The 21,774-nt window shown below is 52.0% G+C and carries 26 protein-coding genes and 3 pseudogenes; 15 read left to right on the top strand and 14 right to left on the bottom strand.

Annotation, left to right across the window (positions count from 1 at the left end; genetic code table 11):
• Positions 1 to 415: 415 nt before the first annotated feature.
• Positions 416 to 1,489 (bottom strand): ADP-ribosylglycohydrolase family protein, encoded by a 1,074-nt coding sequence (locus HAP95_RS12700; protein ID WP_215884551.1) that lies wholly within the window; start codon positions 1,487 to 1,489, stop codon positions 416 to 418.
• A gap of 137 nt (positions 1,490 to 1,626) precedes the next feature.
• Between HAP95_RS12700 and HAP95_RS12705 the strand changes: the two genes are divergently transcribed.
• Complete coding sequence (locus tag HAP95_RS12705; protein WP_215884552.1) at positions 1,627 to 2,073, top strand: phosphate-starvation-inducible PsiE family protein; 447 nt, start codon at positions 1,627 to 1,629, stop codon at positions 2,071 to 2,073.
• 1 nt (position 2,074) lies between these two features.
• Positions 2,075 to 2,317, top strand: coding sequence for a TRIC cation channel family protein (locus HAP95_RS17545; RefSeq protein WP_368356588.1), 243 nt, complete (start codon positions 2,075 to 2,077; stop codon positions 2,315 to 2,317).
• Between the two features lie 549 nt (positions 2,318 to 2,866).
• Here HAP95_RS17545 and HAP95_RS12715 read toward each other — a convergent pair.
• Both HAP95_RS12715 and HAP95_RS12720 read right to left on the bottom strand, forming a co-directional pair.
• On the bottom strand, positions 2,867 to 3,358 hold the full coding sequence (locus HAP95_RS12715) for a DsrE family protein (protein ID WP_215884553.1): 492 nt from the start codon (positions 3,356 to 3,358) through the stop codon (positions 2,867 to 2,869).
• Between the two features lie 25 nt (positions 3,359 to 3,383).
• On the bottom strand, positions 3,384 to 3,974 hold the full coding sequence (locus HAP95_RS12720; RefSeq protein WP_215884554.1) for a cytochrome P460 family protein: 591 nt from the start codon (positions 3,972 to 3,974) through the stop codon (positions 3,384 to 3,386).
• 222 nt (positions 3,975 to 4,196) lie between these two features.
• On the opposite strand from HAP95_RS12720, the gene HAP95_RS12725 reads away from it, so the two are divergent.
• Entirely contained in the window at positions 4,197 to 4,412 is a 216-nt protein-coding gene (locus tag HAP95_RS12725) for a YgaP family membrane protein (RefSeq protein ID WP_031574319.1), read from the top strand.
• 98 nt (positions 4,413 to 4,510) lie between these two features.
• Here HAP95_RS12725 and HAP95_RS17655 read toward each other — a convergent pair.
• Positions 4,511 to 4,758 (bottom strand): annotated as a pseudogene (locus HAP95_RS17655) (transposase); the annotation flags it as partial.
• 119 nt (positions 4,759 to 4,877) lie between these two features.
• Between HAP95_RS17655 and HAP95_RS17165 the strand changes: the two are divergent.
• Positions 4,878 to 5,012 carry a PDDEXK family nuclease gene (locus tag HAP95_RS17165; protein WP_264318851.1) on the top strand — a complete coding sequence of 45 codons (135 nt, stop codon included), beginning with the start codon at positions 4,878 to 4,880 and terminating at the stop codon, positions 5,010 to 5,012.
• A gap of 127 nt (positions 5,013 to 5,139) precedes the next feature.
• Here HAP95_RS17165 and HAP95_RS12735 read toward each other — a convergent pair whose 3' ends face one another.
• Positions 5,140 to 5,628: a DUF302 domain-containing protein gene (locus tag HAP95_RS12735; RefSeq protein WP_215884555.1), complete on the bottom strand. Its 489-nt coding sequence runs from the start codon at positions 5,626 to 5,628 to the stop codon at positions 5,140 to 5,142.
• Positions 5,629 to 5,825: 197 nt separating this feature from the next.
• Between HAP95_RS12735 and HAP95_RS12740 the strand changes: the two genes are divergently transcribed.
• From HAP95_RS12740 to HAP95_RS12770, 8 genes and pseudogenes are all read left to right on the top strand, one after another.
• The gene (locus HAP95_RS12740) at positions 5,826 to 7,187 is read left to right on the top strand and encodes a putative porin (RefSeq protein WP_065957825.1); all 1,362 of its coding nucleotides are present in this window, start codon (positions 5,826 to 5,828) and stop codon (positions 7,185 to 7,187) included.
• A 21-nt stretch (positions 7,188 to 7,208) separates the two neighbouring features.
• Positions 7,209 to 7,709: a DsrE family protein gene (locus HAP95_RS12745; protein WP_010641821.1), complete on the top strand. Its 501-nt coding sequence runs from the start codon at positions 7,209 to 7,211 to the stop codon at positions 7,707 to 7,709.
• A 703-nt stretch (positions 7,710 to 8,412) separates the two neighbouring features.
• Positions 8,413 to 8,550, top strand: coding sequence for a hypothetical protein (locus HAP95_RS12750; RefSeq protein WP_215884556.1), 138 nt, complete (start codon positions 8,413 to 8,415; stop codon positions 8,548 to 8,550).
• A 93-nt stretch (positions 8,551 to 8,643) separates the two neighbouring features.
• On the top strand, positions 8,644 to 8,934 hold the full coding sequence (locus HAP95_RS12755) for an XRE family transcriptional regulator (protein ID WP_226832767.1): 291 nt from the start codon (positions 8,644 to 8,646) through the stop codon (positions 8,932 to 8,934).
• Positions 8,935 to 9,008: 74 nt separating this feature from the next.
• Positions 9,009 to 9,129, top strand: a pseudogene (locus tag HAP95_RS17660) (IS3-like element ISAfe17 family transposase); the annotation flags it as partial.
• A gap of 275 nt (positions 9,130 to 9,404) precedes the next feature.
• Positions 9,405 to 9,686: a type II toxin-antitoxin system RelE/ParE family toxin gene (locus HAP95_RS12760; RefSeq protein ID WP_215884558.1), complete on the top strand. Its 282-nt coding sequence runs from the start codon at positions 9,405 to 9,407 to the stop codon at positions 9,684 to 9,686.
• Between the two features lie 16 nt (positions 9,687 to 9,702).
• A complete protein-coding gene (locus HAP95_RS12765) occupies positions 9,703 to 10,062 on the top strand; it encodes a HigA family addiction module antitoxin (RefSeq protein ID WP_010642615.1) in 360 nt (119 codons plus the stop codon).
• A 564-nt stretch (positions 10,063 to 10,626) separates the two neighbouring features.
• Positions 10,627 to 10,947, top strand: a complete 321-nt coding sequence (locus HAP95_RS12770) for a hypothetical protein (protein ID WP_215884559.1) — start codon at positions 10,627 to 10,629, stop codon at positions 10,945 to 10,947.
• 128 nt (positions 10,948 to 11,075) lie between these two features.
• Here HAP95_RS12770 and HAP95_RS12775 read toward each other — a convergent pair whose 3' ends face one another.
• The 5 genes from HAP95_RS12775 to HAP95_RS12795 form a co-directional block, all read right to left on the bottom strand.
• Positions 11,076 to 11,669, bottom strand: coding sequence for a CBS domain-containing protein (locus tag HAP95_RS12775; RefSeq protein WP_215884560.1), 594 nt, complete (start codon positions 11,667 to 11,669; stop codon positions 11,076 to 11,078).
• A gap of 161 nt (positions 11,670 to 11,830) precedes the next feature.
• A complete protein-coding gene (locus tag HAP95_RS12780; protein ID WP_215884561.1) occupies positions 11,831 to 12,214 on the bottom strand; it encodes a hypothetical protein in 384 nt (127 codons plus the stop codon).
• Entirely contained in the window at positions 12,207 to 12,596 is a 390-nt protein-coding gene (locus HAP95_RS12785) for a carboxymuconolactone decarboxylase family protein (protein WP_215884562.1), read from the bottom strand. Before HAP95_RS12785 ends, HAP95_RS12780 begins: the two co-directional genes overlap by 8 nt.
• Positions 12,593 to 12,973: a PadR family transcriptional regulator gene (locus HAP95_RS12790; RefSeq protein WP_215884563.1), complete on the bottom strand. Its 381-nt coding sequence runs from the start codon at positions 12,971 to 12,973 to the stop codon at positions 12,593 to 12,595. The genes HAP95_RS12785 and HAP95_RS12790 overlap by 4 nt, the downstream gene beginning before the upstream one ends.
• Entirely contained in the window at positions 12,970 to 13,632 is a 663-nt protein-coding gene (locus tag HAP95_RS12795) for a class II aldolase/adducin family protein (protein ID WP_075323942.1), read from the bottom strand. Before HAP95_RS12795 ends, HAP95_RS12790 begins: the two co-directional genes overlap by 4 nt.
• 254 nt (positions 13,633 to 13,886) lie before the next feature.
• Between HAP95_RS12795 and HAP95_RS12800 the strand changes: the two are divergent.
• The 3 genes and pseudogenes from HAP95_RS12800 to HAP95_RS12810 all read left to right on the top strand — a co-directional run.
• Positions 13,887 to 13,958: pseudogene (locus tag HAP95_RS12800) on the top strand (ATP-binding protein); the annotation flags it as partial.
• 344 nt (positions 13,959 to 14,302) lie between these two features.
• Positions 14,303 to 17,416, top strand: a complete 3,114-nt coding sequence (locus HAP95_RS12805) for an ankyrin repeat domain-containing protein (protein WP_215884564.1) — start codon at positions 14,303 to 14,305, stop codon at positions 17,414 to 17,416.
• A 185-nt stretch (positions 17,417 to 17,601) separates the two neighbouring features.
• Entirely contained in the window at positions 17,602 to 18,009 is a 408-nt protein-coding gene (locus HAP95_RS12810) for a hypothetical protein (protein ID WP_215884565.1), read from the top strand.
• Positions 18,010 to 18,153: 144 nt separating this feature from the next.
• Here HAP95_RS12810 and HAP95_RS12815 read toward each other — a convergent pair whose 3' ends face one another.
• The 4 genes from HAP95_RS12815 to HAP95_RS12830 form a co-directional block, all read right to left on the bottom strand.
• On the bottom strand, positions 18,154 to 18,420 hold the full coding sequence (locus HAP95_RS12815; RefSeq protein ID WP_215884566.1) for a glutaredoxin family protein: 267 nt from the start codon (positions 18,418 to 18,420) through the stop codon (positions 18,154 to 18,156).
• A gap of 21 nt (positions 18,421 to 18,441) precedes the next feature.
• Positions 18,442 to 18,648, bottom strand: coding sequence for a CopZ family metallochaperone (locus tag HAP95_RS12820; RefSeq protein WP_193650455.1), 207 nt, complete (start codon positions 18,646 to 18,648; stop codon positions 18,442 to 18,444).
• Positions 18,649 to 18,709: 61 nt separating this feature from the next.
• Positions 18,710 to 19,105 (bottom strand): DUF302 domain-containing protein, encoded by a 396-nt coding sequence (locus HAP95_RS12825; RefSeq protein ID WP_215884567.1) that lies wholly within the window; start codon positions 19,103 to 19,105, stop codon positions 18,710 to 18,712.
• 27 nt (positions 19,106 to 19,132) lie between these two features.
• Positions 19,133 to 21,643, bottom strand: coding sequence for a heavy metal translocating P-type ATPase (locus tag HAP95_RS12830; protein WP_215884568.1), 2,511 nt, complete (start codon positions 21,641 to 21,643; stop codon positions 19,133 to 19,135).
• Positions 21,644 to 21,774 lie beyond the last annotated feature (131 nt).

A 21,774-nucleotide genomic window follows, 5' to 3' on the forward strand; every position in this document is an offset into this window, starting at 1 on the left:
TTGTTGGGTGAACTGTTGGAATTGGGCCTGGAGGTCCAGTGCTGCGGTAGCTCTTTAAAGGCACAGGCTATAGAAACATTACCGGCTGGGGTCAACAGGAGTTCCATGAAAGGTCTGTCCAGCTGGATCAGTATGGCTGATGAAGTCGTATGTTTCTGACGGTGAATGATTTTAGGATAGCAACATCAAAAGAGGTGCCGATCGCTCGCTGATCTGGGCTATGATCTCATGTTGCATTGGAGAAAGCCGTACTTGATGCGGTGTTACGCAACAGCACTGTGGTTCGGTCATCCAGATAGCTCCTCGGTGTTCATTTTCTTTCAGCTGCTGAATGAATGCTTTCAGTCTGCCGCTGACCATTGAGACTCAACGGCGGCAGGGCAGTGTGAACAGCCATTGGCTGTTCTGGCATGGTTTAAATCGGCTTCTGTCGCACCGCCAATTGCTCTATTTCCGAGGCCAGCGCCAGATATCGCTGGGAATCACGCAGGCCGGTGATGAAACGACGAGGGATCCCTTCCAAACCTACCTGAGCTCCTACGAGCGCCCCTGTTAGCATCGCGCGGGACATATTTTGTCCGCCTCCGTTGATGGCGTGCAATACGGCGGATTCATAATCATCGCTGAAACGACTGGCCAAGTAGTAAGCAGCAGGTAATTGATGATAAATAGCACAGGGCATACCGTAAATCAGACTTACTTTCCAGGCCGGTTCGATGACGATGTCCATATCTGTGGCCGCCAAGGCTGCATATCCTGCTGTGAGTAGAGCATCAGGTGATGCAAACTGCCCAACATGCGCCTTTTCACTATCTGCAGCAGTCGGTGGCTGCAGATGACCTTGGGTAACCATGTGGAAGGGTAATGCTCCGCTGTGAACCTGTGCCATGAGTTTGGCGCTGATCTGTGGCGTCAAGGAAGCACCGGAAACCAACTGTGCCAACACTGCATTGAAGGCGACACTCATGGCTACGATGGCCGGATCACATTGGGTCAGGAGGATATTGCTGCAAACCGCCTCAGCCATTTTTCTTGGGTGTAGGGCATATAAGGCGGCAATAGCTATGGCACGCTCTGCACCCTCCGTCGTGTCTGCATCTCCAGCGCATGCGCCCCATGGACGTTCTTCTGTCACACGCTTGCGCCAAGCTTCCCGTATGGATTGATTGGTGTAACCTCCCGGTCCCTGCATGGGTGTCCCATCCAGATGCGGAAACAGCTCTGTATCCAGTCGCCGGGTGAAATCATCCTCTGAGTAATCCTCGCAGAGCACTAATGACTCCATGAGCATGGTGAGAAGTATTCCGGTTTGTGAGATGTCACCAGCGACCAGACCTTCATGATATCGACCGGGACGAGGCGTAATAAAATCCGTGATCCACGGACCACAGTCCCGCCGCATTTCAGCCAGGTCGTAATACCAATGGCATCCTAAGGCCAGCGCATCCCCAACCAACGCACCCATCACCGCACCTGCTACGCGTTGCATGATTTGCTACCTCCCTTACGTTGAGTTCGTTAAAACAACTGGTAGACTCTATAAAACCCATTCAGGAAACGCTGTCGCTTTCCTTACTTATTATGCCCTGTGTCGCCAAGCATACGCATCCAGCCCAAGGAGTCCTGATGTTGATTGGTGGTTTCAACAGCGTTCTGCGAATGCTGAATTATACCCTTCACCTGTTTATTGCCGTCGCCTTGGCGGCTGCCAGCGTATTGATCATGATCCAATTCAGTCATGATGTGGTGGACGCCTTCCGGGAGCACATACTGGCAGCTGGCTTTCTCCACGCCTTGGGCACGCTTTTTATTGTTTGGGTCCTGTCAGCCCTGATTTCCGCCGAAATCACCTTCATGCGCAGCGGTATTTTCCATGTCGCGGTATTTTTTGAATTCGCCATGATTACGCTGTTGCGACAACTGATTTTGATCCCCGTGAAAAGTGGAGGGGAAACCATCCCGCAAGATGACCTCATATTCTACGCCATGATCAGCGCAGCCCTGTTGGCTACCGGCATCGCTTACTTCCTCGTAGCCCGCAGCCACTTGGGTAGTGGCCGGAAAGCGCTATGAAGTGAACAAACGGTCCAAGGAGCGCTTTCAACAAACCTATGTGGGCTACATTGATCCGCCGATCCGCGATATTTTAACCGCCGAGATTCCTGTGGTGTTGCGTGCCGAAATCTATGCTTCTGCGGCCTTGTTGGGAGCAGCGGTTACTCTGGCTGGCGCATCACTGACCTTTTATTCTGCGCATGATGGCCTTGTACCGACACTGGAGTTTACCCAGACCGCGCTAACCCCCTGGAATGTCTGAATAGACACTACTGAGGAATCAAAAAATGAATGACCCCTTCCTGCTGCCGACCATCAGGGTTCAATGGGGCAAGGCAGCGAGAAGCAGCTTTTCACATCTGGACAGGGAATGAGTAGTATCCGCTAGTCCCGCTTGGGGGTTATACAAATTATTCACGGACTAACCTGTTTACACGCTCGTAGAATTGCGAAACCAATTTTCTTGAGTTTTCACCGTAGTGGACCTCTCTATCGCAATTCGTGCATAGCGCAACCGCGTTGGTCACAGTGTCGGAGCCATTATCGGCAAGCTGGCGAACGCGATGCAGTTCGAGGAATGGTAGCCAGTCTGAGCCATTGAAAGGGGCCGGTTAGCCGCAAGATTCGCACTTGTCATTGCATGGCTCAACCCAATCACTACGGCACTCACCTGGTCTGTAGCTGATCTACTCCAGGGGGGGCTTTCAATGCGTAACATATGGCCCAAGAACTGCAATAGAGGAGCATGAGACTCGCAGCCCATATTTTGACAAAAACTCTATGTTCTGACTTCCCCACTTTTGCACGCCGCCTAATAAACTGGAACCAAAGCATATCCCTTTTCTTGGTAGGCGATGGTAGAGATGAAGCCACTTTCCACCGGCGTTACGCTCGGAATCAGCATGCTCGGAGATACGTCCATACCGTGTAGCGCCACACCACAAGCCTGAAACTGGATGCCTTTCTGGCTGAGCTTCAGGATTTCTCCCTGAATCCCCGCGATATCCCTTTCTTCTGTGTAAGGTATGCCCCGACGATCTTTGGTCAGAAATGCGACATCTGGACCGATAAAGACCACGATGAAGTGCGGCGTCACCTTTTGTTGCAGAAGTTGCTTGCGGGTCAAACCGATGACTCTGACCAGGTGATCCACAGCCGCCGGGTTACGCATATTCACTAAAAACACGGCCTTTGCATCATGTAAGCCGGATAGTGCCGGAGTGTCATTGAGCTTTTCAGCCTGGGCAGTGGTGAACAGGCAGCCAAGTGACAGAAACAGAGCGGCCAGAATAAAGCGTTGCATGGGAATTTCCTCCTTAATGAGTAGGCTACTGAACGACAGCCCCGGGATGTTTTTGAATCTGTGCCACGTAAGCCGGATTCATTTCCTGCTTGGAGAAAAAAGCCTTCCAAGTGGTGATCGGCAATAATTGTGTTGGCGGCGGAGCAAAAACCAAGTCTTGATGGCGGACCAGTACGTGACAGGCGATACAGCTGCCCACTTTGCCATAAGCCAGGACTTTACCGGTGGGATCATAGGCAGCCATGATCCAGTTGCGGTCTGAAAGATCATATTTAGCCGCCTTCAGCATGGCGGTAACGCCCACCAACTGCTTGTGGGCATTGTAATTCTCTTTGACCACCAGGCTTCCGTTACTATAGCGGGTCACTTTCAGTATCCCACCGGCTTTTTCTATACTGGATATTGCCAAAGGGTTGGCCAGGTCCACGGTGTAAGGATCCACCGTCCGAGATCCCACTTGATAAGGCACGCTTCCGGGCATGATGGCGTGCGTTTTTTGCAAAATTTGCACTTCTTTCCACAGAGCTTCAGGGCTGGGTCCGGCTGTATACGCCCAAGCTATAGAAGAAAAACAACTGGTTATGGTGAGCAGTATAACAACATTCAGTTTTGACATAACCCGACTCCTGACCGTACCCCAAAGCCTTCATGACGACCACCATGACGAGGACAGTTTGCATTGAACGTAACGTATGCAGGAGATTATAGCTTATATTGTGCTGCATAGCTGGGAATTGATGGCTACGTACCAGTAGTGTTTATTGGACCCACTCCAGAAAGCGCTATAATCACCGGTGAGTTTCTTGTGCGGATGATTTTCTTCAGGAGGTTTCTAAAAATGTCTGTGAATGAAGGGAGTAAAGACCGGATCATTCGAGTGATCGCAGGTTTAATCATTATTGTGGTGCTGGCGGTGTTTTTGCCTGGCGCAGCTAAATGGTGGGCACTTATTGGTTTGGTGCCACTTATCACGGGGTTGACTGGCTTTTGTGCGCTGTATACGGTGCTGGGGATTAAGACCTGTCCGATGAACGCAAAAGCAAAAAAGAGTTGAAGGGCTAATTTGTAACTGGAACTATGAAACTGGGACGCTAATGCGGCCCCTCGGATCCGGGTTCATCCTCCGGGGTGGCCCGGATCAGTTTCATATGTTCAACGGATCAACTTTTCATCCTCTTTCTCCTGATGGCGAATATCATCCCGAATCATCGCCTCAATTCTGAAAATCCCAAAAACAAAATATCTGTGCGCCTAAAATGTTGACCCGTGAAATTACGCTTTCGTTCACCGTGAGGCCGTGCAATGGAAGGCGTTCTTGCTCATGATGTAACCCGTCACACACGACGCTGTGTATTTCGTCGTATTGAACTTGATGTATGAACGTGGTCCACCTTCTGATGCTCTTGTTGTTCTATCTGCGGAGGATGTGGGGAAAGCATTGGTGGGTACTGGAGATGGTGGCATTGACCAAACCATTGCCTGAGATCCGCAGGGTCTGGACAGAATCTATATTCAATCTATGCATTACAGAGAGGGTAATGCGGTGGGCGCAGGAGCCACCAATGATTTCTTTGGTAGCCTGGACCGTTTCAAAGCCAGCAACGGCTTGTGCATCACTACGCCAGCTCTGGCCCAACAAGCCTGGGAAAAGTAGAAATGTTGCGCAAACGGGTTGTGTTAATAAAACGAAGTGTTTTTCGTGAAAGAGCATCCAGATTGACCCACCTTCTCAGCAATGGAAAGGGCGGGTCGATTGTGTAAACTTTTAATGAGATGAATGACTACTTAGACGCAGCGCCGGGAATGCTTCTCAAAGCCGCTATGACTAGGTGATCAATCTTTGCACCCACCTTGCTAGCAGCAGTACCGTTTGTAAATGCGGCGCGCTCTGGATAAGCAATGGTTGTCTGGTTCCCTTTTCCGTAAATCGTTAAATTTAGGGGGCATACAGCAGCTGAGCGCCAGTTTGCACTCAGTAGATCACTGAAGAGTACCGGATTGCAAAACACCATGGCCTGTACATCCTGGAATTTCTCGGGATTGAGGTTCTGTATGTGCAAGATGGATTGCTTGGCCTCAATCCGTTTCAGGATATCAATATGCATCACCACCTTGAAATGGTGCGTGGCAAGGGCTTTCTGTATCTCACCTGAGGCTTTGCTCATGGGTACGGGTAGCGTTTCCACGTACATATCAGCGGCGCTTGCGCTCAAAGTTCCAACAGTCAGTAAAGCAAAAAGGGAAATAACACGATGTAGACGAGTAATCACCAGCTTCTCCTTGGAGTTCATAAGTTAAAAATAATATTCATAATAACTGCCGTTCTGAATGGCACACCTATAGGCTTTAATCTGCGCTTATCTGATCAAGATAGCTGCTTTTTTGGTCTATCGGCGTGGAACAGATTTTGCTTCAAATCTCCACTGAGATCAAACAGTGAGTATACAAAAAAAGGAGACGAGGAAAAATGCCAATAAAAAAATTCCGTAGAGGCAAAAATATTATTAAAGCATTAACTATAGCCTGCTTAGCTGCTTATGTCCCCACGGCCACCGCCGCGAACTGGTTCAAGCTGCAAGATTTAAACCCCAAAAAGGTTTCGCTTTTTTCAGGATTTATAGAGCCCGATCTGTATGTGATGGCAGGAACTCCTGCTGGAATATATAATACTGCGCTCAAACGGTATATTTATGCTACACCTCATGTGAATCTGATCGGCCCTAATTTTGGGCAAAGCACCACGTTCCTCATCCAGCGAGCACGATTAATGGTGAGAGGATGGTTGAATCCACACATCTCCTATTTTTTTGCGGGTGAATTTGGAAATAATGCAGCCACTAATATTCGTGGCCAATATACCCCGCAACTGCAAGATGCACACGTAGTATTCAGTTACATACCGGCAGCCCGTGTTGAAGTAGGTATTATCCGGGCACCAAGTGCAGAGGATGCCATGAATGGCTACATGGCCTATAACTACGTGGTTTTCCCCACGGTCATTAATCAACTCATGCTTCAACCTTTTTATGCCTCTCAACCCAGCCGGCCGTATGCTGTAGGTCCATCCGGATCCGTCTTGGTGCCCGGGAATGAAAGTTTGGGCGTCAATGCATTCCGATATCCCGGAGTCCAGGTTTTTGATTGGAAAAACTGGGGCCACTGGCAATTTGCCTATGGGGCTATGGTTGGCATGTTTGGGAGCGTATCGGCGGGCAATCAGTCCAGTAGCCCTTTATATGCCGCACGTGTCCAAGAGTCCTACATATTTGGCGGCCATGGCCCCTTCCGTAGTGATCTTACAGGGTGGCTCTGGTATCAGTATGCCCAACCAGACTATCTAGGGCATAGTTATGCAATGCAAAGAGAGGGTCTGGGTTTCCAGTACCTACAAGGTTATATGCACCCTTGGGGTCGACAATTAAAGTTTGAATACATGCGTGGCAACGGATGGATTGATGCCCCCTCCGCATTTAGCCAGCAATTAGGCTTACAACCTGCGCTTTATCAGACGCAGCTTTATCCTAATGTCAACAACTCTGCTTCTGGGTACTATGTTGAGGGTGGTTTATTCTTGACCAAGCATATCGAAGCAAACATCCGATATGACTATTATGATCGCTTGCCTAATCTCGCCTCTGTAGGGCAGCAGCGTATATTCAAGACATGGGCACTGGCGCTCCAGTATCATATCACGCCAATTACCAAAATTATGGCAGGCTATTATTTCCGCACAGTGGATGCACCCCATGTTGCTTCTAATTCGCCAGGTGCGGCAGTTAGCAAGGTGGTGGATAATGAATTTGCCATGCAAGCCATGATTTCATTTTAACCGTAACAAGGAGATTTTTCTGTGTCTATTTGCACTTTACGCCGTATGATTAGTTCTTTTTTGATTCCTTTGGCCATGCTGCTTGGTATGGGCGTTGCCTCAGCCAATGTTTCCATGTTGCATGATTTCAACTTTGCGCATCCCAAATTTATACATGCCTTACCTTTTGCAACGCATAAGTTGGTTGTTCAGGTTAGTCAGGACAACCCGGCACGCTGGACTCTGGTATTGAACACTTCGCAGAACCTGCTGAATTTCTTTGGACAGCAAAAAATTCAGATTGTTGTAGTAGCCTTTGGTCCGGGACTTAAAATGCTTGTTGCAAACAGTCCTGTGGCCAAGACTATTGCTGCTATGAATGCGGAGGGTGTAGAGTTTGACGCCTGTCACAATACCATGTTGCAGATGGCTAAAAAGCTGGGTCATTTACCTAAACTGGTTCCCTCTGCGGTTATCGTTCCGGCTGGCATCGTGCGCATCATGCAGCTGGAATCCCATGGCTTTGATTACGTGAAGCCCTAATCTATAACCAAAGACCTAAAGCTTGTGGATGCAATCTGATTCTCTACCATTTTTTTAAAGTTGCTAGTTTTTTCAGCATGTAAAAAATAAAACGGAGCGTTAATAATCGCTCCGTTGAATGTCTCAGAGTTAACCTTCCCTTCTTCATCACCCACTTGAAAGGTCCTGTTAGCCAGGGCTTGTCTCGCACAATGGCTTCCAATACAGCGTTATTTTTTTCTTTCACAGTCACAATCAAGCGACTTTGACTTATTTATAAAGTTGTATCAGAGCAATCTTTAAAGAGATTAAGAGCGTCGAGGCCAACGTCCGCTTCTAGTCTTTGCAGCCCTTCATCTACTACCCTTTCACCATTAAAACACATGACGCCATTGTTAAATCTACAATCAGCTAAAAAATGCCCCTGAGCACCTAGTCCAGGAATCATATTCAAACCACGCGCCGCGCTTCCATTGGGGTCAATGCGGGGGTTCCTCTGACGGATTTTCCTGCTGCACTGGGAAGAATTCTTCCACTAACTCAAACCCTTCATCTTCCGTTTCTTCAACGGCCCCGTTATTGAACCCCTGTTTGGTCGCAGTTTCCAGAACCTCCATGCATGCTATAGTGAAAGAACCTTGGCGTTGGGACTCGAATGATTGGACTATAGCGTTGAGTGCGAGCATTCGCGGTACTTTCGGAAAATGATTGGGAGGGGGTAATCATGGTCACTGCAAAACTCAATGCTCATGAAGTTTATATAGCCTATAATACCGCGCTCATTGGTAATGAGTCGGTTGCGGCAATGAATGCTGATCCGGAACACGACCCTAAACGGACGCGTTTGATAAGACTGGTTTAAACCTTCAAGCTTTTTATTTTGACTTATGGATCCATCATAACCGTAAAAATTTATCTGTGGAGAAAGCTAAGTATGGTTTCTTATCATGAGGAGATGACGAAATCTATTAAGTTAAAATTGATTGAATGTATTAAAGATATGGTAGCGCAGATAGGGTGGACGCAGACTGAAGCGGCTCATAACATGAATATCTCCAGGAGTCTATTTTGTAAAATGATGGGCGGACAAATCAAAGGTGTTAGCGAATGGCGGCTAATGGAGTGTCTTGCCGTGTTGGGAAGTGATATCAAGATCCTTATAATTCCAACACAGTGTAGCCAAGGAAAAATTGAGATGGAACGCATTTATGTGCCGTCCAAAAAAGAACAGCATCCTACCCTATAATGGGACGCAGATTAGAGCCAGTAGTTTAAGTTTCTGGCCTGGTTAGGCGAAGACGATGAGGCGCAGCACAGCGGATATTGTATGTAGCGGCCTTCAAGGTAAGGTGGGGCTGGAGGCGTCCGAATCCTCAAAAAGCATCACGAGATTGCGCAGGAGCACAGGGTACACCCAGCGCAAGTGGGGCTACAGAAGAAGGAAGATGATTTCCCTCTAATCAGTGCACATACCCGGAAGATCGCATAGACACATGAAATGCCTTAACAAATACCGGCAATAATTTCCGGCATACATGGAGGGTGTAGTTGACGCGGTTAACCAGACAACTCCTTTCAGCTACTGAATGACTGCAATCAGTCTGGGCCAGCCATCAGACGGCGCTGTTTCCTGCGGTCCAGTTTGGAAACTGAGAAGTGCGGGACTAACAGACATCGTTATTTGACGCTACTATCGGATCGCGTTAGCATTCACCGATGATCATGAGCTTTGCGGACAAGCAAACCGCCGCAGTCTTCGCTGGCCTGAAAGTGCGCCGCTTTGGAACGGAATTATTGCGGATGGCGCAGCGGAAACTGGCACAGTTGCATCGCGCCGGCCGGATCGAAGATCTGGCTGTACCGCCAGGCAACCGCCTGGAGAAGTTCTCCAGCGATCGGAGCGGCCAATGGAGCATGCGCATCAATGACCAGTGGCGGATTTGCTTCGTATGGTGCGACAGCAACGCCTGGGACGTGGAGATCGTGGATTATCACTGATGGATGGAGGTATATCGTGAGCATTCGTGTGGACGAGATCGAAAAGATGGATTTTTCCGATGTGGCGAATCTGCGCGAAGGTCGGTCTGCCCCCATTCACCCCGGCGAGATCTTGCTGGAAGACTTTCTGAAGCCGATGGGCATCACCCAGTATCGTCTAGCCAAGGAAATCGGCGTCCCGCAGCGCCGTATCGGGGAGATCGTGATGGGAAAGCGGGCCGTTACCCCGGATACCGGGCTGCGGCTGTCCCGGTTTTTCGGGATGAGCGACGGTTTCTGGGTGGGCCTGCAAACCGATTACGATCTCGCCGTGACGCGCCACGCGATGCAGGCAGTTCTCAATAAGATTCAACGATACGACGTGCATGCGGCGTAACGACCAGAATCCGCTGGTAACGACTCCGGCAGGTTGAGTTTGCCACACTCTGTGGCAGGTGGGCTGAAAGGCTATATTGCAGCGGAAGCGATCATTCGGCGGATTGACCATCCTGTTCTCGAAACTCATCATTAATTTCTGTAATGTGCCGGCCAAGGTGGTACCAAAAATGCCTCCAAGCGTATCGACGAAGGTGCCAGCGGTTACGCATACGCCACCCAAGTTATCGAAACCTACTCCGGGTGAAACGATGAACCAGTTCGCATCTTGCTGTCTGAATAACGAGTAATCACAAAAATGTAAAACGGCTTGGTCTGCTCGGCATACTGAAGCCCAAAAAATCATTCCACAACTAGTTAAAAAATCTCCGTACAAAATTCTTATCAGAAAAGGCATTCCTCACGGTTATAAAACGCTCAGAGGCAATGTACAGGATATTCCGGAAAGGATGCAAGAACGGGCACCTATTGGACTTGCTGAAATCAATGTGTAGTCTCATATGGATACTGTCTATTTTGATGCTGCATAGGGCCTATATTGAGGTCACCAATTCACGGAGAAAGAATGTTTTTCTGGACGTTGTTTTTTGCTTTTCTGTTCACTACAATGGCTGGATTATCTTTGTTTCTTTTGGATGTACGTCGTAATAGCCTCGCCGCATGGGTGCTGGTTGTGACACTTCTGCTTATGGCAGGGCAGCAATGGTCACAGCTGTTTTCTGCTACTGCTACAAAAGCGATTAATCACCCAGGAATTTGGCTTTCGTTCTGGCCAGGCATTCTGGGGATTGCTGCGGCGGTTATTCTCGATGTCCGGTGGTGGGCGCGACTATTATTCATGGGAGCAGGTTTTTTGGGGATTGCCTTGGCTGTTCTTAAGATATAGCAAGTCAGCACAGCCATCTCTAACAAGGCCAAAGGTAGGAGTTGGTGCCAGTGACTACGGTCTTTTCGGAGATTGCCCCGGTTGCTAAAATGACATGACTATTACGCCATCTGGAATCTCTCTAGCCCCTAATCATCCCGCGAAAGAATATGCTCCAACTCGGAAAAACTTTGCACCGCGTCACTGACCGAAAGTTCAAGATCGAGTTGACGGGCAATTTGGCTGATGGAGAAAACCCCTCTGATTTCCGTCTGCTGCATCCTATTCTCTCGAACCAAAGCATGTTGGCGACCCGCGTCACGCAAGGTAAGAACAATGTCCCCTACCATGGAACGCTCTACTTCAGACAAATCCAACACATCGATTTGATGTTGACCGATCATCACGTCCTGCACTGTAATTTCATCCCGAGTCAGGCCTTTTTCTGCCGCGATACGAATCGGCTTCTCTCCTGTGAGATCTCGAGCCGTTACCAATCCAATCAGGATGTCCGCATCGTCCAGAACAAAGAGCATCCGAACGCCCGTGTGAATCATGTGTTGTAAAGCATGATCGATAGATGCTGAGGCTTTGGTGATAACGGCGGGAACGCGATGCAGGTCCGTCATACAATGGATAGCCGGGTCTTCAGGTGACACTTTGAGCGGAAGCCCGTCATCCATTAGACATAAGCGCGAACCCGGTGGAAGTCTATAATGTTTCAATGCCCGAAATGCCTTCATTACCGTATCTCCTATCATGCTTCACGATAACCCGCTCAAATCAGTTTGCAGGGGTGCTCGATTGGTTTGAATGCCAGCAATGCCTCTCAACAAGCTTAAACTACTTTCTCAAATCTGGGGTCCACTATAGTGCTTAACCTCGTTGCGTGAAGGGCGCACCACTAATTGCCTACGTAACCAAATTCTCCGCGCCATTGTCCATGTTTGATATCCAGACTCAGCCAGCGCGGCAGGAACGGTTCCACTCGTTTGATGGGGAAGGTTTGCAGATCGGGCACCGGTTGGTCGGATATCAGGCAGGTCTTCGTGCCGACGGCGCGGAACCCGATCCGTACTTGCTGTTCGCCGCCATCAAGCAGAAGGGCGTCAGGATGTTCTGACTCCAGGAAAAGCACCTGTTTGCGAATCATGCAACTGAACAGCAATTCAAGATGCACCAGTAGTGGTGTCTCACGTTGCGCTAGCGCGCTTCGAGCAGCGGTGGTCAGGCGCAGTTCGATTGTACCGGAGTGCGTGCTGGATTGCGCCGAGGTGACATCACGCATTGGTGTTGTCTCCTGTGGATTTCTGCAGAGCCTCGCTGACCACTTGGACACCGAGGTTGTAAGCTGGCATGCCGCCGACAATGGCTGCCGTTTCGCACACGCCGTGCAGATCAGGCGCGTCCGCGCCTGCCTGGATGGCGGCATGTGCGTGCATCAGGGCGGGTGCCTCACGGCCAAGTACCAGAAGCATGCCCAGGTGGACAAGCTGCTGGGTTTTGCATTCAAGCGGATTGTGATGGATCAGCGTGTCCCGCAGGTGCTCAATGGCCTCGAGAGCAGCCTCACGGCCAGCTCTGCGTGCCAGATCGATTCTCAGGTGTACGCTATCGGGGATATATCCGAATAGCTCCTTGTAACGTGTCTCAACGGGAGTTTCATTCATCTAGCGGATTCCTTAAGTGTTCGTGTGTTGCGGACCGGCAGTGCATCGTAGCGTTGGACAAAAAGATCGAGGGCTTGGCGGCGGCGCGCAATGTCCTCGCGCCACTCTGCCAATTCGTCAAGACCCGCTGGGGTAATCTGGTAAACGCGGCGTGCCGCTCCAGAACCGACAGTGCTCCACTCCGAACGCAATGTGCCCCGTGCCTCCATCTCTCGCAGCAGTCGGTAGAGATTGCCGGCATCTACGGTGAGCCCTTCCGGCAGTAGTTCGTTGATGCTACGGTGAAGAGCGAGGCCATGCGCCGGCGCCTCCGCACAGAGGAGCAGCGCAAAGCTTGCCAGGTGTCGGCCTTGGCGATTTGATTCTTTGGGTCTCAAGACGCCTTCCGGAAACGTTGCATGCGTTCCGCCACTTCTTGATAAGCGGCATCAGGTAGGGCCTTTTCTCCGCCCAGCACGCGCGCATGCAATACCAGTTCTGCGGCCTCTTCCAATGCTGTCAGGCGGTTCAGTGCCACTTCAGGCGTCTCGCCCGTCACCAGTACGCCATGGTTGGCCAGCAGTACGGCTACCGTATCGGGCCTATCGAATGCCTCGAGTATGCCATTTACCGATGCGCTCGAACCGCGCGGTGCCCAAGCGACGACGGGCACATCAGTATGCATGCCTTGGCGAAGCATTGGTTCGTAAACTGCGGGCACGGGCTGCTGGGCGACGGCGAACGCGGTGCTGTGGGCCGGGTGGCAGTGAATGATCGCACAGATGTCCGCACGATGCCGGTAAAGCCGGGTGTGCATCTCAATGATTTCTCGGTAATTGGCATCGAAATCAGACTGCAGGCCTTCTGCCGCGACCGGAAGCCAGGAGAGGTCCTTTTCACCCAGATTGGCGACCGACCCGCCACGGGTGATAAGCAGGCGGTCGTCCTGCCGCGCAGAAAGATTGGCGTGTGCTCCACGGAACAGCAGACCTCGCTCACGCAGCGCATTGGCGGTACGAATCAGTTCCTGTGCCAGATTTGGTGTGTTGTCAGACATATATCACCTCACAGTTAGATGTTTATTGTTGGTATATGTAAATCACATATACATGGCACAACAATACTCTTGGCCTTGAAGCAGTGCAAGCCATTTAGATCGTGAGGCGTAGCTGGCGGAGATGCGGCGCTTGTCGGTGGTATGAAGGTTGCCATAACTCGATTAGCGGCATGGGGATCTCTCTGCAAAAAGGTGCTGTTATTCAGCGCCATCAATTATCCACCTTGCAGCATCATAATTTTACCGCACCGTGATTCGGAGTCGCCAAAATGACCACGGCGCTTCTCGATCGGCTGACCCACCACTGCAATGTTCTGGAGACCTGAAAAGATTCATACCGGTTCAAAAAACGTCGCAGTCCCCCTTTAAAAGTGGTCAAAAATACACGCTTTTACCTGGTCATTTTTAACCACTGTTTGACATGCAGTTCCTTTAATGACAACAAAAAAACTAAGGATGCTGCTGAAGATGGCGATTAAGGGAATTTGTTGCGATAAAAATTCATCTGGGTAATGTGCTGTGGTATCGAGCAACAGATACCACAGCTGTACGACAGGGTTACCTACCGTCATAATGGCCTGGCATAACCTCGGACCTCCTCGCGCCACCGCATTAGACGCCCCAGCCTAACTGTCGGTACCATGTATCGGTTCACCGCAGCGAGGAAACCATGAACCGCCCCCTACGCATTCTCACCTATACCGGATTTAGCGCCCACGGTGTGGAGCGCTCTTACGCCAAGGTGGCCGAAGCCCTGACACAGGGGGATTTTCGTGGAGCGCAGGTCAAAAAACTGCAGCACGTCACCTATGGCAAACTCTACCGGGCACGTCTGAATGATGCCGACCGCCTGCTGTTCTCGCTGGTGCGTCACGAGGAGGAAACCGCCCTGCTGATGCTGGAGGTCATTCGCCAGCATAACTATGCGGGATCCCGCTTTTTGCGGGTTGCGGAAGTCCTCTCTGAAAAAATCCAGGAGGCCGATCTGAATGAGGCCCGAAAGGGCGCCGCGCCATTACGTTATCTGCCAGAATCCCGGACCGCCATTCATATCCTCGATAAACCGCTTTCTTTCGATGATACCCAGGCGGCGCTCTTTGCTGCACCCGCACCTCTGATTCTGGTGGGTGGTGCAGGAAGTGGTAAAACCGCCCTTCTGCTGGAAAAGCTCAAGACCATTCCGGAGGACGTGCTCTACATTACCCACTCGGCCTATCTGGCTGAACATGCCAAGGAACTCTTTTACGCCCACGACTTCGTGCGCGAGGACCAGGAAGTGGCTTTCCTGTCCTATCGGGAGTATCTCGAAACCTGGCGGATTCCCAGCGGCCGTGAGGCGCAATGGCGTGATTTTGCCCAGTGGTTCGCCCGCATCCGCCAGAACTACAAAGGGATTGAGGCCCACCAGGCCTTTGAGGAAATTCGCGGGGTCATCGCGGCCCGGGCCGAAGGCATTATGGATGTGGCCACCTATCGGCAATTGGGCATCCGTCAGTCCATTTTTACCCCCGGGCAGCGCGATCAGGTCTATGAACTGTTCGTCCGTTATCAGGACTGGCTGAGTCGTACCGGATTGTATGATCTGAATCTCGTGGCTCAGGCCTGGAAGCCTCTGGTGTCCCCCCGCTATGATTTTGTGGTCATTGATGAGGTACAGGATCTCACGCCTGTGCAACTGTCCCTCATCCTCGCGGCATTGCGCACGCCGGGGGCCTTTGTGTTGGGCGGCGACGCCAACCAGATTGTCCACCCCAATTTTTTCTCCTGGGCGCAGATCAAAAGTCTTTTCTGGGCCGACCCACGTATGACCAGCGGGCAGGACTTGCAGGTGCTCACCCATAACTTTCGCAATGGCCGTAAAGTGACCGGGATGGCCAATCGTCTATTGGAGATCAAACAGCAGCGTTTTGGTTCTATTGATCGGGAAAGCAATTTTCTGGTGGACCCGGTAGGCGATAGCGCCGGACAGATCCGTTTGCTGGACGCAAAACCGTCAGCGTTGCAAGCCTTGAATCGGCAGATTTCCCAATCCACCCAATATGCGGTGCTGGTTCTCCGCGAAGAAGACAAGGCCGCAGCACGGGCGGTATTTTCCACCCCATTGCTTTTTTCGGTGCAGGAGGCCAAGGGGCTGGAATATCCGCACATCGTCCTGTATCGCTTTCTCTCGGATCACCGTGCACCTTTCGCTACGCTCTGTGAGGGGGTCAGTAAGGTAGGGCTGGGGGCGGAGACACTGACTTTTCGTCGTGCCAAGGATAAGGGAGACAAGTCCCTGGAGGTCTACAAGTTCTTTGTGAACGCGCTCTATGTGGCCATCACCAGAGCGGTGGAGAGTGTGTTGCTGGTGGAATCAGATGACCAGCATCCGCTATTGGATTTGCTGGATATTTGCAGCGGCGGAGAAGAGGGCGTGCAGGTGCAAGCCTCTTCCCGGGAAGACTGGCAAAAGGAAGCGCGCAAGCTGGAACTGCAGGGCAAAGCCGAACAGGCGGAGGCCATCCGCAGCCGTATCCTGCAAGATCAAACGCCACCCTGGCCGGTATTTAATGCACGGGGTGTTGAGGAACTGACCCGGAAGATCTTCATCGATCAGGTCGTTGGGAACAAATGGCGGCAACAGTTATTTGAGTATGCCGCCTTCTATGATGCGCCCGAATTGAGTGAACGTCTGGCCGTGGAAGGACGTTTCAAACCTGCCGGACATTTTCTGGCCCAACGCCCCAGAATAGTCACCAATCGCCTGGCGGCTTACAGCCGTCGCCAGTTTCATGAGGTATGGGCAGATTGTGATCGTTATGGACTGGAACATCGCACGCCCATGAATCAGACCCCGCTGATGGCTGCCGCCCGGGCCGGAAATGTCCCCCTGGTGGAGGCCCTTTTGGAGAAGGGGGCACGGCGTGATGCTACGGATCATCTGGGTCGCAATGCCGCCCATCTCGCCCTGCGTGAGGCCTTTGCCCATCCACAATTTGCCCAGAATGCCTTACCGGCCCTCTGGACCGTTCTTGCACCCCTGAGTCTGGATTTGCGCATCGGGGATCGCCTGGTGCGTCTGGAGCGGCATCAAGCCGAGTATTTTCTGGTACAGAGCATCTGGGCGCTGATTCCCATTACCCCGGTGGAGGACCTTCTGATGCTGGGATTTAACCGGGAGGTCATTGAACATGCCTGGGAATTCCTGCCTGAAGCGGTACTGCCAACTTTTCGTAAAAAAAGAAACTACATTTCGGCCATTCTGGCCCGCAATGAAGTGCAGCGAGATTATGCTTACAACCGCCACCTTTTCTTGCGCGTGGCCTCTGGAGTGTATCTTTTGCAGCCTGACCTGTTTCTCCGCGATCCTGAGCAGGATGGGCAATGGCAGCATTGGACCCATGCCCATAACCTGTCTTTTCTGGAGCAGCACTTCCCGATCGGCAAGGCGGTGCTCAACAGAGTGCTTACCATCGCTCAAGCTCCGCTGGATGACTCGCTCGCCTCCATGCGTCCGATAAAAAATCGGAAACCTACCAGGACCTCAAGGGCTAACCCTGACAGTGCCTCGTCAAAAACGACGCCAAAATCTCAGGGCCAGAATATTCCCAAGGTATCTGGGAAAGAAGCCCTGAAACGCCTCATCAAGATGGTCAATCAGGTGCAGGACGATCCGCATCCGCAGAAGACTTCAAGCAACACCCAACACGCTGGCACTCAAGCAAAAAGGAAGACAAAGAAACCAGCCTCCCCAGATTCAGAACAGTTGCCTCTCTTTGAAGAAGGTGACGATAGCAGTGGCTAAAAAAATGCCACTTCACGAACAAGGTCGCCTGAGGCAGCATCATGCACCACGGTTTCACCGCTGCGCGCTATGAAATCTGACTTGGATCAGCTGAATAGTAGCAGTAAAAATCTCCGGATATGGATCTGGTCTAGGGCGAACTCTCTTGACGCCTTTATTCAAGACAATGATTGGGGAGAAGGATTATGCATCAGATAACCAGGATATCAGGACAGATTATTGCTGCGATGGGCCTCTATATCAGTGTATGCACATGCTCGGCTGCCGGATTAGTGATCGCTAGCGAAAATCCGCTACTAAATCCACCGATAAATAGTACTGAGCAAAGCATTCAGCAACAACTTCAAAATAATCGGAATACTGAGCAGTCACAACAAAATCAACTCCTTCAAAATGATCAGAATGCTGAACAGCTACAACAAAATCAGCTTCGTCTTAATCAGCAACAGGAACAAGATCAATTACAACAAGAAAAAGAAAGAGCACAGATGCAGGAAAATCAGGAGCAGATTCAGAATGAACAGTTACAGCAACAATTACAGTATCAACAAATGCAGAATCGCCTCCAAGATCAGAACGAGGCGATCCGCTGAACATAATGGACAGAATGCATCCTTAGTGTGGGGATATGCCTCCTACTTTATCTCTTGACGGGGCAGCAACCCGGCGCAGACGGTTTTGTACGATATCCCGATCGATACGCATTTACGCCAATCCCCTTCAAACCCTACTTATTTTCAACTCTCGCACCCATCTCCTTGAGCCCTGGCCAGCAGTTCATCAAGCCGTGGCTTTTGATGGGCAAGCGTTCCCCATAACGCTTCGCCAGCGATCACAGTGATCGGCGCGACCCGTACCCCATAGCGTGATTTAGCCTCCTCAGCCACGCCGGGAGCTGTTACGTCACGTTCCTCATATGCGATATGGTGTTCTTCAAGGTAACGGCGCACGGCAGTGCAGTCGGGGCAGCCGGGACTCGTGTAAAGCAGCACAGGATCATACATAGCGGATCGGCGTGCAGGGCTTCAGCCCCGCACCTCCGCCTCATAACCTTCTTCCTTGACCGCCGCGATCAATGCGGAAATCTCGGCCTTACCGCGCACTACGGCTTCTCCAGGTTCCAGCGTGACATCCGTATGTTCCACGCCGGGCACGCTTTCCAGTGCCTTCGTCACGGCACGAACGCAATGCTCACAAGTCATGCCAGTAATCTTCAGATGGATCTCACTCATGGGTTCACTCCTGTTGCGAATGTAGTAAAAGGGCTATTTAATAAGCTCGTATAGATATTATTCAACCGCGCATGGCGTCAGCCACCCTCTGGAGTTTATCGCGCACCTCAATGCCGAGCGTGGTAATTTGCGGCTTGTCCACCATGCCAAGCACGGCGGCGGGATCCATGAATACCACACTCACGCTGCCATCGGCTTCGGTGCGTACCACCACGTTGCAGGGCAGCAAGGCACCAATGTCAGGATCGGTCTCCAACGCCTGATGAGCGTAGGACGGATTGCAAGCACCGAGAATGACATAAGGTCGCCCTTCAATGCCCAGTTTGGCCTTGAATGTCGCGGCCACATCAATCGTGGTAAGCACACCAAATCCTTCCACCTTGAGGGCCTCGGTGACCTGCCCTACAGTGGCATCAAAATCGCCCTTGGCGGATACGCTGAAAACGAACTGGCTCATATGGATTCTCCTCGTTTGAACAATCGCTCAGGAATGAGCAGGTTTGAGTGCGGTATTCTGTATAGCACCCGGCGTTAACGTTGGTACATAAGCCTTGAGCCGTTTAAGACGCAAGCTGTTGCTGAGCACGAAGACGGAGGACAGCCCCATGGCTACCCCAGCCACCATCGGATTCAGATGGATGCCGATCGGCACGGCCACGCCAGCCGCAACAGGGATCAGTAGAATATTATAGAAAAAGGCCCAGAACAGATTGCCACGGATATTACTCAGAGTGCGTCGTGCGGCCGTCAGCGCCGTGACCACTTCGCCGAGTTGCCCGCGCGTGAGGGTCACGTCTGCGGCTTCGATGGCGATGTCCGTGCCTGAAGCCAGTGCAATACCAACATGGGCCTGTGCAAGCGCTGGAGCGTCGTTGATACCATCGCCGACGAAGGCGACCCGGCGGCCCTGCGCCTGCAACTGGGTGACGACTTTCGCCTTATCCTGGGGCAGGACCTCGGCATGCACCTGCTCAATATGTAATTGCCTGGCAACCGATTCGGCGGTAGCCCGTCCATCGCCAGTGACCATGCCCACCTGCAGTCCACGCGCGCGTAAAGCCTGTACAACCGCGTACGCCTCCGGTTTGATGCGATCGGCTATGGCGAGCCATCCGATCAGCGTTGCGTCGACCGCGACGAACACCACGGTGCGCCCGTCACTCTCTATTTGTGCCGTAGTCTTGACGCTATCTCCCAAAGGTATATTTTCGCGCTCCATCAAACGTCGGGCACCAACACGCACCATACGACCTTCCACTTCGCCTTCGATCCCATAGCCGGCAATAGAGTGGAAATTTTTGACCATAGGCAAGTGCATACCGCGCTCATCTGCTGCGGAGACAATGGCCCGCCCGAGCGGATGTTCGGAAGCCGATTCCAACGCTGCAGCCAGACGTAGTGCTTCAGCGGGATCGGGGCCGCCCTGATCAACAAGGGCAGGACGGCCTTCAGTCAATGTGCCGGTCTTGTCGAATAGCACGGTGTCGACATGCGATAGCGTCTCCAGTGCCTCGCCTTTGCGAAACAGCACGCCGAGCTCCGCCGCACGTCCGGTGCCCACCATGATCGCCGCTGGTGTTGCCAATCCCATGGCACAGGGGCAAGCCACCACCAGCACGGCGACTGCCGCGACCAGTGCGATGCTGACATTGCCCGTCAAGGCAATCCAGACGCCGAAGGTTGTCAACGCGATGACCAGTACGACTGGGGTGAATACCCGTACCGCACGATCGGTCAGCCCCTGAATTGGAAGTTTGCCAGTCTGGGCGCTCTCAACCAGATGGATGATATGGGCCAGAACCGTATCATGGCCGACGGAGGTGGCCTCTACGACCAATCGCCCATCATGGCAGATGGTGCCACCCACTACGTTGTCATCCATTGTCTTGACCGAAGGCAGTGGTTCGCCGGTCAGCATAGCCTCGTCTACATGCGCGCGCCCTTCGACTACGCGTCCGTCCACTGGAATGCGTTCACCAGGGCGCACTACGATGCGCTCGCCAGTGCGCAGTCGCGATACCGGTACCTCGTGCTCGATACTGTTTGCATCCAGCCTATGCGCGGTCTTTGCCTGCAAACCGACCAACTTGCGAATGGCCGATGAGGTGCGGCCCTTGGCTAACCCCTCCAAATACTTGCCAGCGAGTACGGCTGCGATAACGACTGCGGCTGAATCGAAATACACATGTCGTGCATTGAGCGGAAACCACGCGGGTGCTACTAACACCAATGCGCTGTAAGCCCACGCGGCACCCGTGCCGGTGGCCACCAGGGAGTTCATGTCTGGCGAAAGGTGACGGTAGGCGATCAGTCCCGGCTTAAAAAACCGCCTACCGGGACCGAACAACACGATACTGGCAAGCACAAACTGCACCCACTCCCAGAAATGTGCAAAAGGGCTGGTGATCATTAGGGCGCGGTCAAAAGCGGGGAAGAAGGAGGCACCCATGGACAACACCAGAATCGCCATAGCCAGCACTGCAGCGACGATGACATCACGGCCCATGGCGCACAAACTCGCACGGCGCTGGTCTGTCTCATTGCCATCCTGTCCCTCGTCTTCCTGAACAGGATGCGCGGCGTAACCCGCCGCGCTTACAATGCTGGCCAACTCGTTCGTACTGATCATGGCTGGAATGTAGCGTACATGCGCACGCTCGGTAGCCAGATTCACCACAGCCTCCAGCACGGCAGATTGCTTTCTGAGTGCACGCTCTACGCGACCCACACAGGAAGCGCAGGTCATGCCCTCCACCACAAGATCAATCTCATCGGTCACCGGTGTGTAGCCGGTCTCGCGGATCGCTCCGGCAATGCGGGCGGCATCGAGTTGCTGTGGGTCGAAAAATACTTCGGCTCGCTCGGTCGCCAGGTTTACACTGGCCGAGGTGACTCCGGGCAGCTTTCCCAATGCCCGCTCCACCCTAGCGCTACAAGAGGCGCAGGTCATCCCGTCTATGCCAATCTCAAGCTGTCCACGAGTTTTTTCATCCATAAACATGCCCCCTCACGGTGATATCCGTTATGTCCAGTGGATTACCTCTCACAGACGATTCCTGTAAAAGCCTGCTACCACCCCCATCAGTCCATGATAAACATTAAGGCCCACTGCAAGGTCAAGCGTGG

The sequence above is a fragment of the Acidithiobacillus sulfurivorans genome (genome assembly GCF_018853815.1).
In the GTDB taxonomy this organism is placed as follows: domain Bacteria; phylum Pseudomonadota; class Gammaproteobacteria; order Acidithiobacillales; family Acidithiobacillaceae; genus Acidithiobacillus; species Acidithiobacillus sulfurivorans.

Bases quoted from the DNA above. Each gene is read 5' to 3' on its own strand.
- HAP95_RS12700 (WP_215884551.1), bottom strand. From the start codon at position 1,489: ATGCAACGCGTAGCAGGTGCGGTGATGGGTGCGTTGGTTGGGGATGCG.
- HAP95_RS12705 (WP_215884552.1), top strand. From the start codon at position 1,627: ATGTTGATTGGTGGTTTCAACAGCGTTCTGCGAATGCTGAATTATACC.
- HAP95_RS12715 (WP_215884553.1), bottom strand. From the start codon at position 3,358: ATGCAACGCTTTATTCTGGCCGCTCTGTTTCTGTCACTTGGCTGCCTG.
- HAP95_RS12720 (WP_215884554.1), bottom strand. From the start codon at position 3,974: ATGTCAAAACTGAATGTTGTTATACTGCTCACCATAACCAGTTGTTTT.
- HAP95_RS12725 (WP_031574319.1), top strand. From the start codon at position 4,197: ATGTCTGTGAATGAAGGGAGTAAAGACCGGATCATTCGAGTGATCGCA.
- HAP95_RS17165 (WP_264318851.1), top strand. From the start codon at position 4,878: ATGCATTACAGAGAGGGTAATGCGGTGGGCGCAGGAGCCACCAATGAT.
- HAP95_RS12740 (WP_065957825.1), top strand. From the start codon at position 5,826: ATGCCAATAAAAAAATTCCGTAGAGGCAAAAATATTATTAAAGCATTA.
- HAP95_RS12750 (WP_215884556.1), top strand. From the start codon at position 8,413: ATGGTCACTGCAAAACTCAATGCTCATGAAGTTTATATAGCCTATAAT.
- HAP95_RS12755 (WP_226832767.1), top strand. From the start codon at position 8,644: ATGACGAAATCTATTAAGTTAAAATTGATTGAATGTATTAAAGATATG.
- HAP95_RS12760 (WP_215884558.1), top strand. From the start codon at position 9,405: ATGATCATGAGCTTTGCGGACAAGCAAACCGCCGCAGTCTTCGCTGGC.
- HAP95_RS12770 (WP_215884559.1), top strand. From the start codon at position 10,627: ATGTTTTTCTGGACGTTGTTTTTTGCTTTTCTGTTCACTACAATGGCT.
- HAP95_RS12775 (WP_215884560.1), bottom strand. From the start codon at position 11,669: ATGAAGGCATTTCGGGCATTGAAACATTATAGACTTCCACCGGGTTCG.
- HAP95_RS12780 (WP_215884561.1), bottom strand. From the start codon at position 12,214: ATGCGTGATGTCACCTCGGCGCAATCCAGCACGCACTCCGGTACAATC.
- HAP95_RS12785 (WP_215884562.1), bottom strand. From the start codon at position 12,596: ATGAATGAAACTCCCGTTGAGACACGTTACAAGGAGCTATTCGGATAT.
- HAP95_RS12795 (WP_075323942.1), bottom strand. From the start codon at position 13,632: ATGTCTGACAACACACCAAATCTGGCACAGGAACTGATTCGTACCGCC.
- HAP95_RS12805 (WP_215884564.1), top strand. From the start codon at position 14,303: ATGAACCGCCCCCTACGCATTCTCACCTATACCGGATTTAGCGCCCAC.
- HAP95_RS12810 (WP_215884565.1), top strand. From the start codon at position 17,602: ATGCATCAGATAACCAGGATATCAGGACAGATTATTGCTGCGATGGGC.
- HAP95_RS12815 (WP_215884566.1), bottom strand. From the start codon at position 18,420: ATGTATGATCCTGTGCTGCTTTACACGAGTCCCGGCTGCCCCGACTGC.
- HAP95_RS12820 (WP_193650455.1), bottom strand. From the start codon at position 18,648: ATGAGTGAGATCCATCTGAAGATTACTGGCATGACTTGTGAGCATTGC.
- HAP95_RS12825 (WP_215884567.1), bottom strand. From the start codon at position 19,105: ATGAGCCAGTTCGTTTTCAGCGTATCCGCCAAGGGCGATTTTGATGCC.
- HAP95_RS12830 (WP_215884568.1), bottom strand. From the start codon at position 21,643: ATGGATGAAAAAACTCGTGGACAGCTTGAGATTGGCATAGACGGGATG.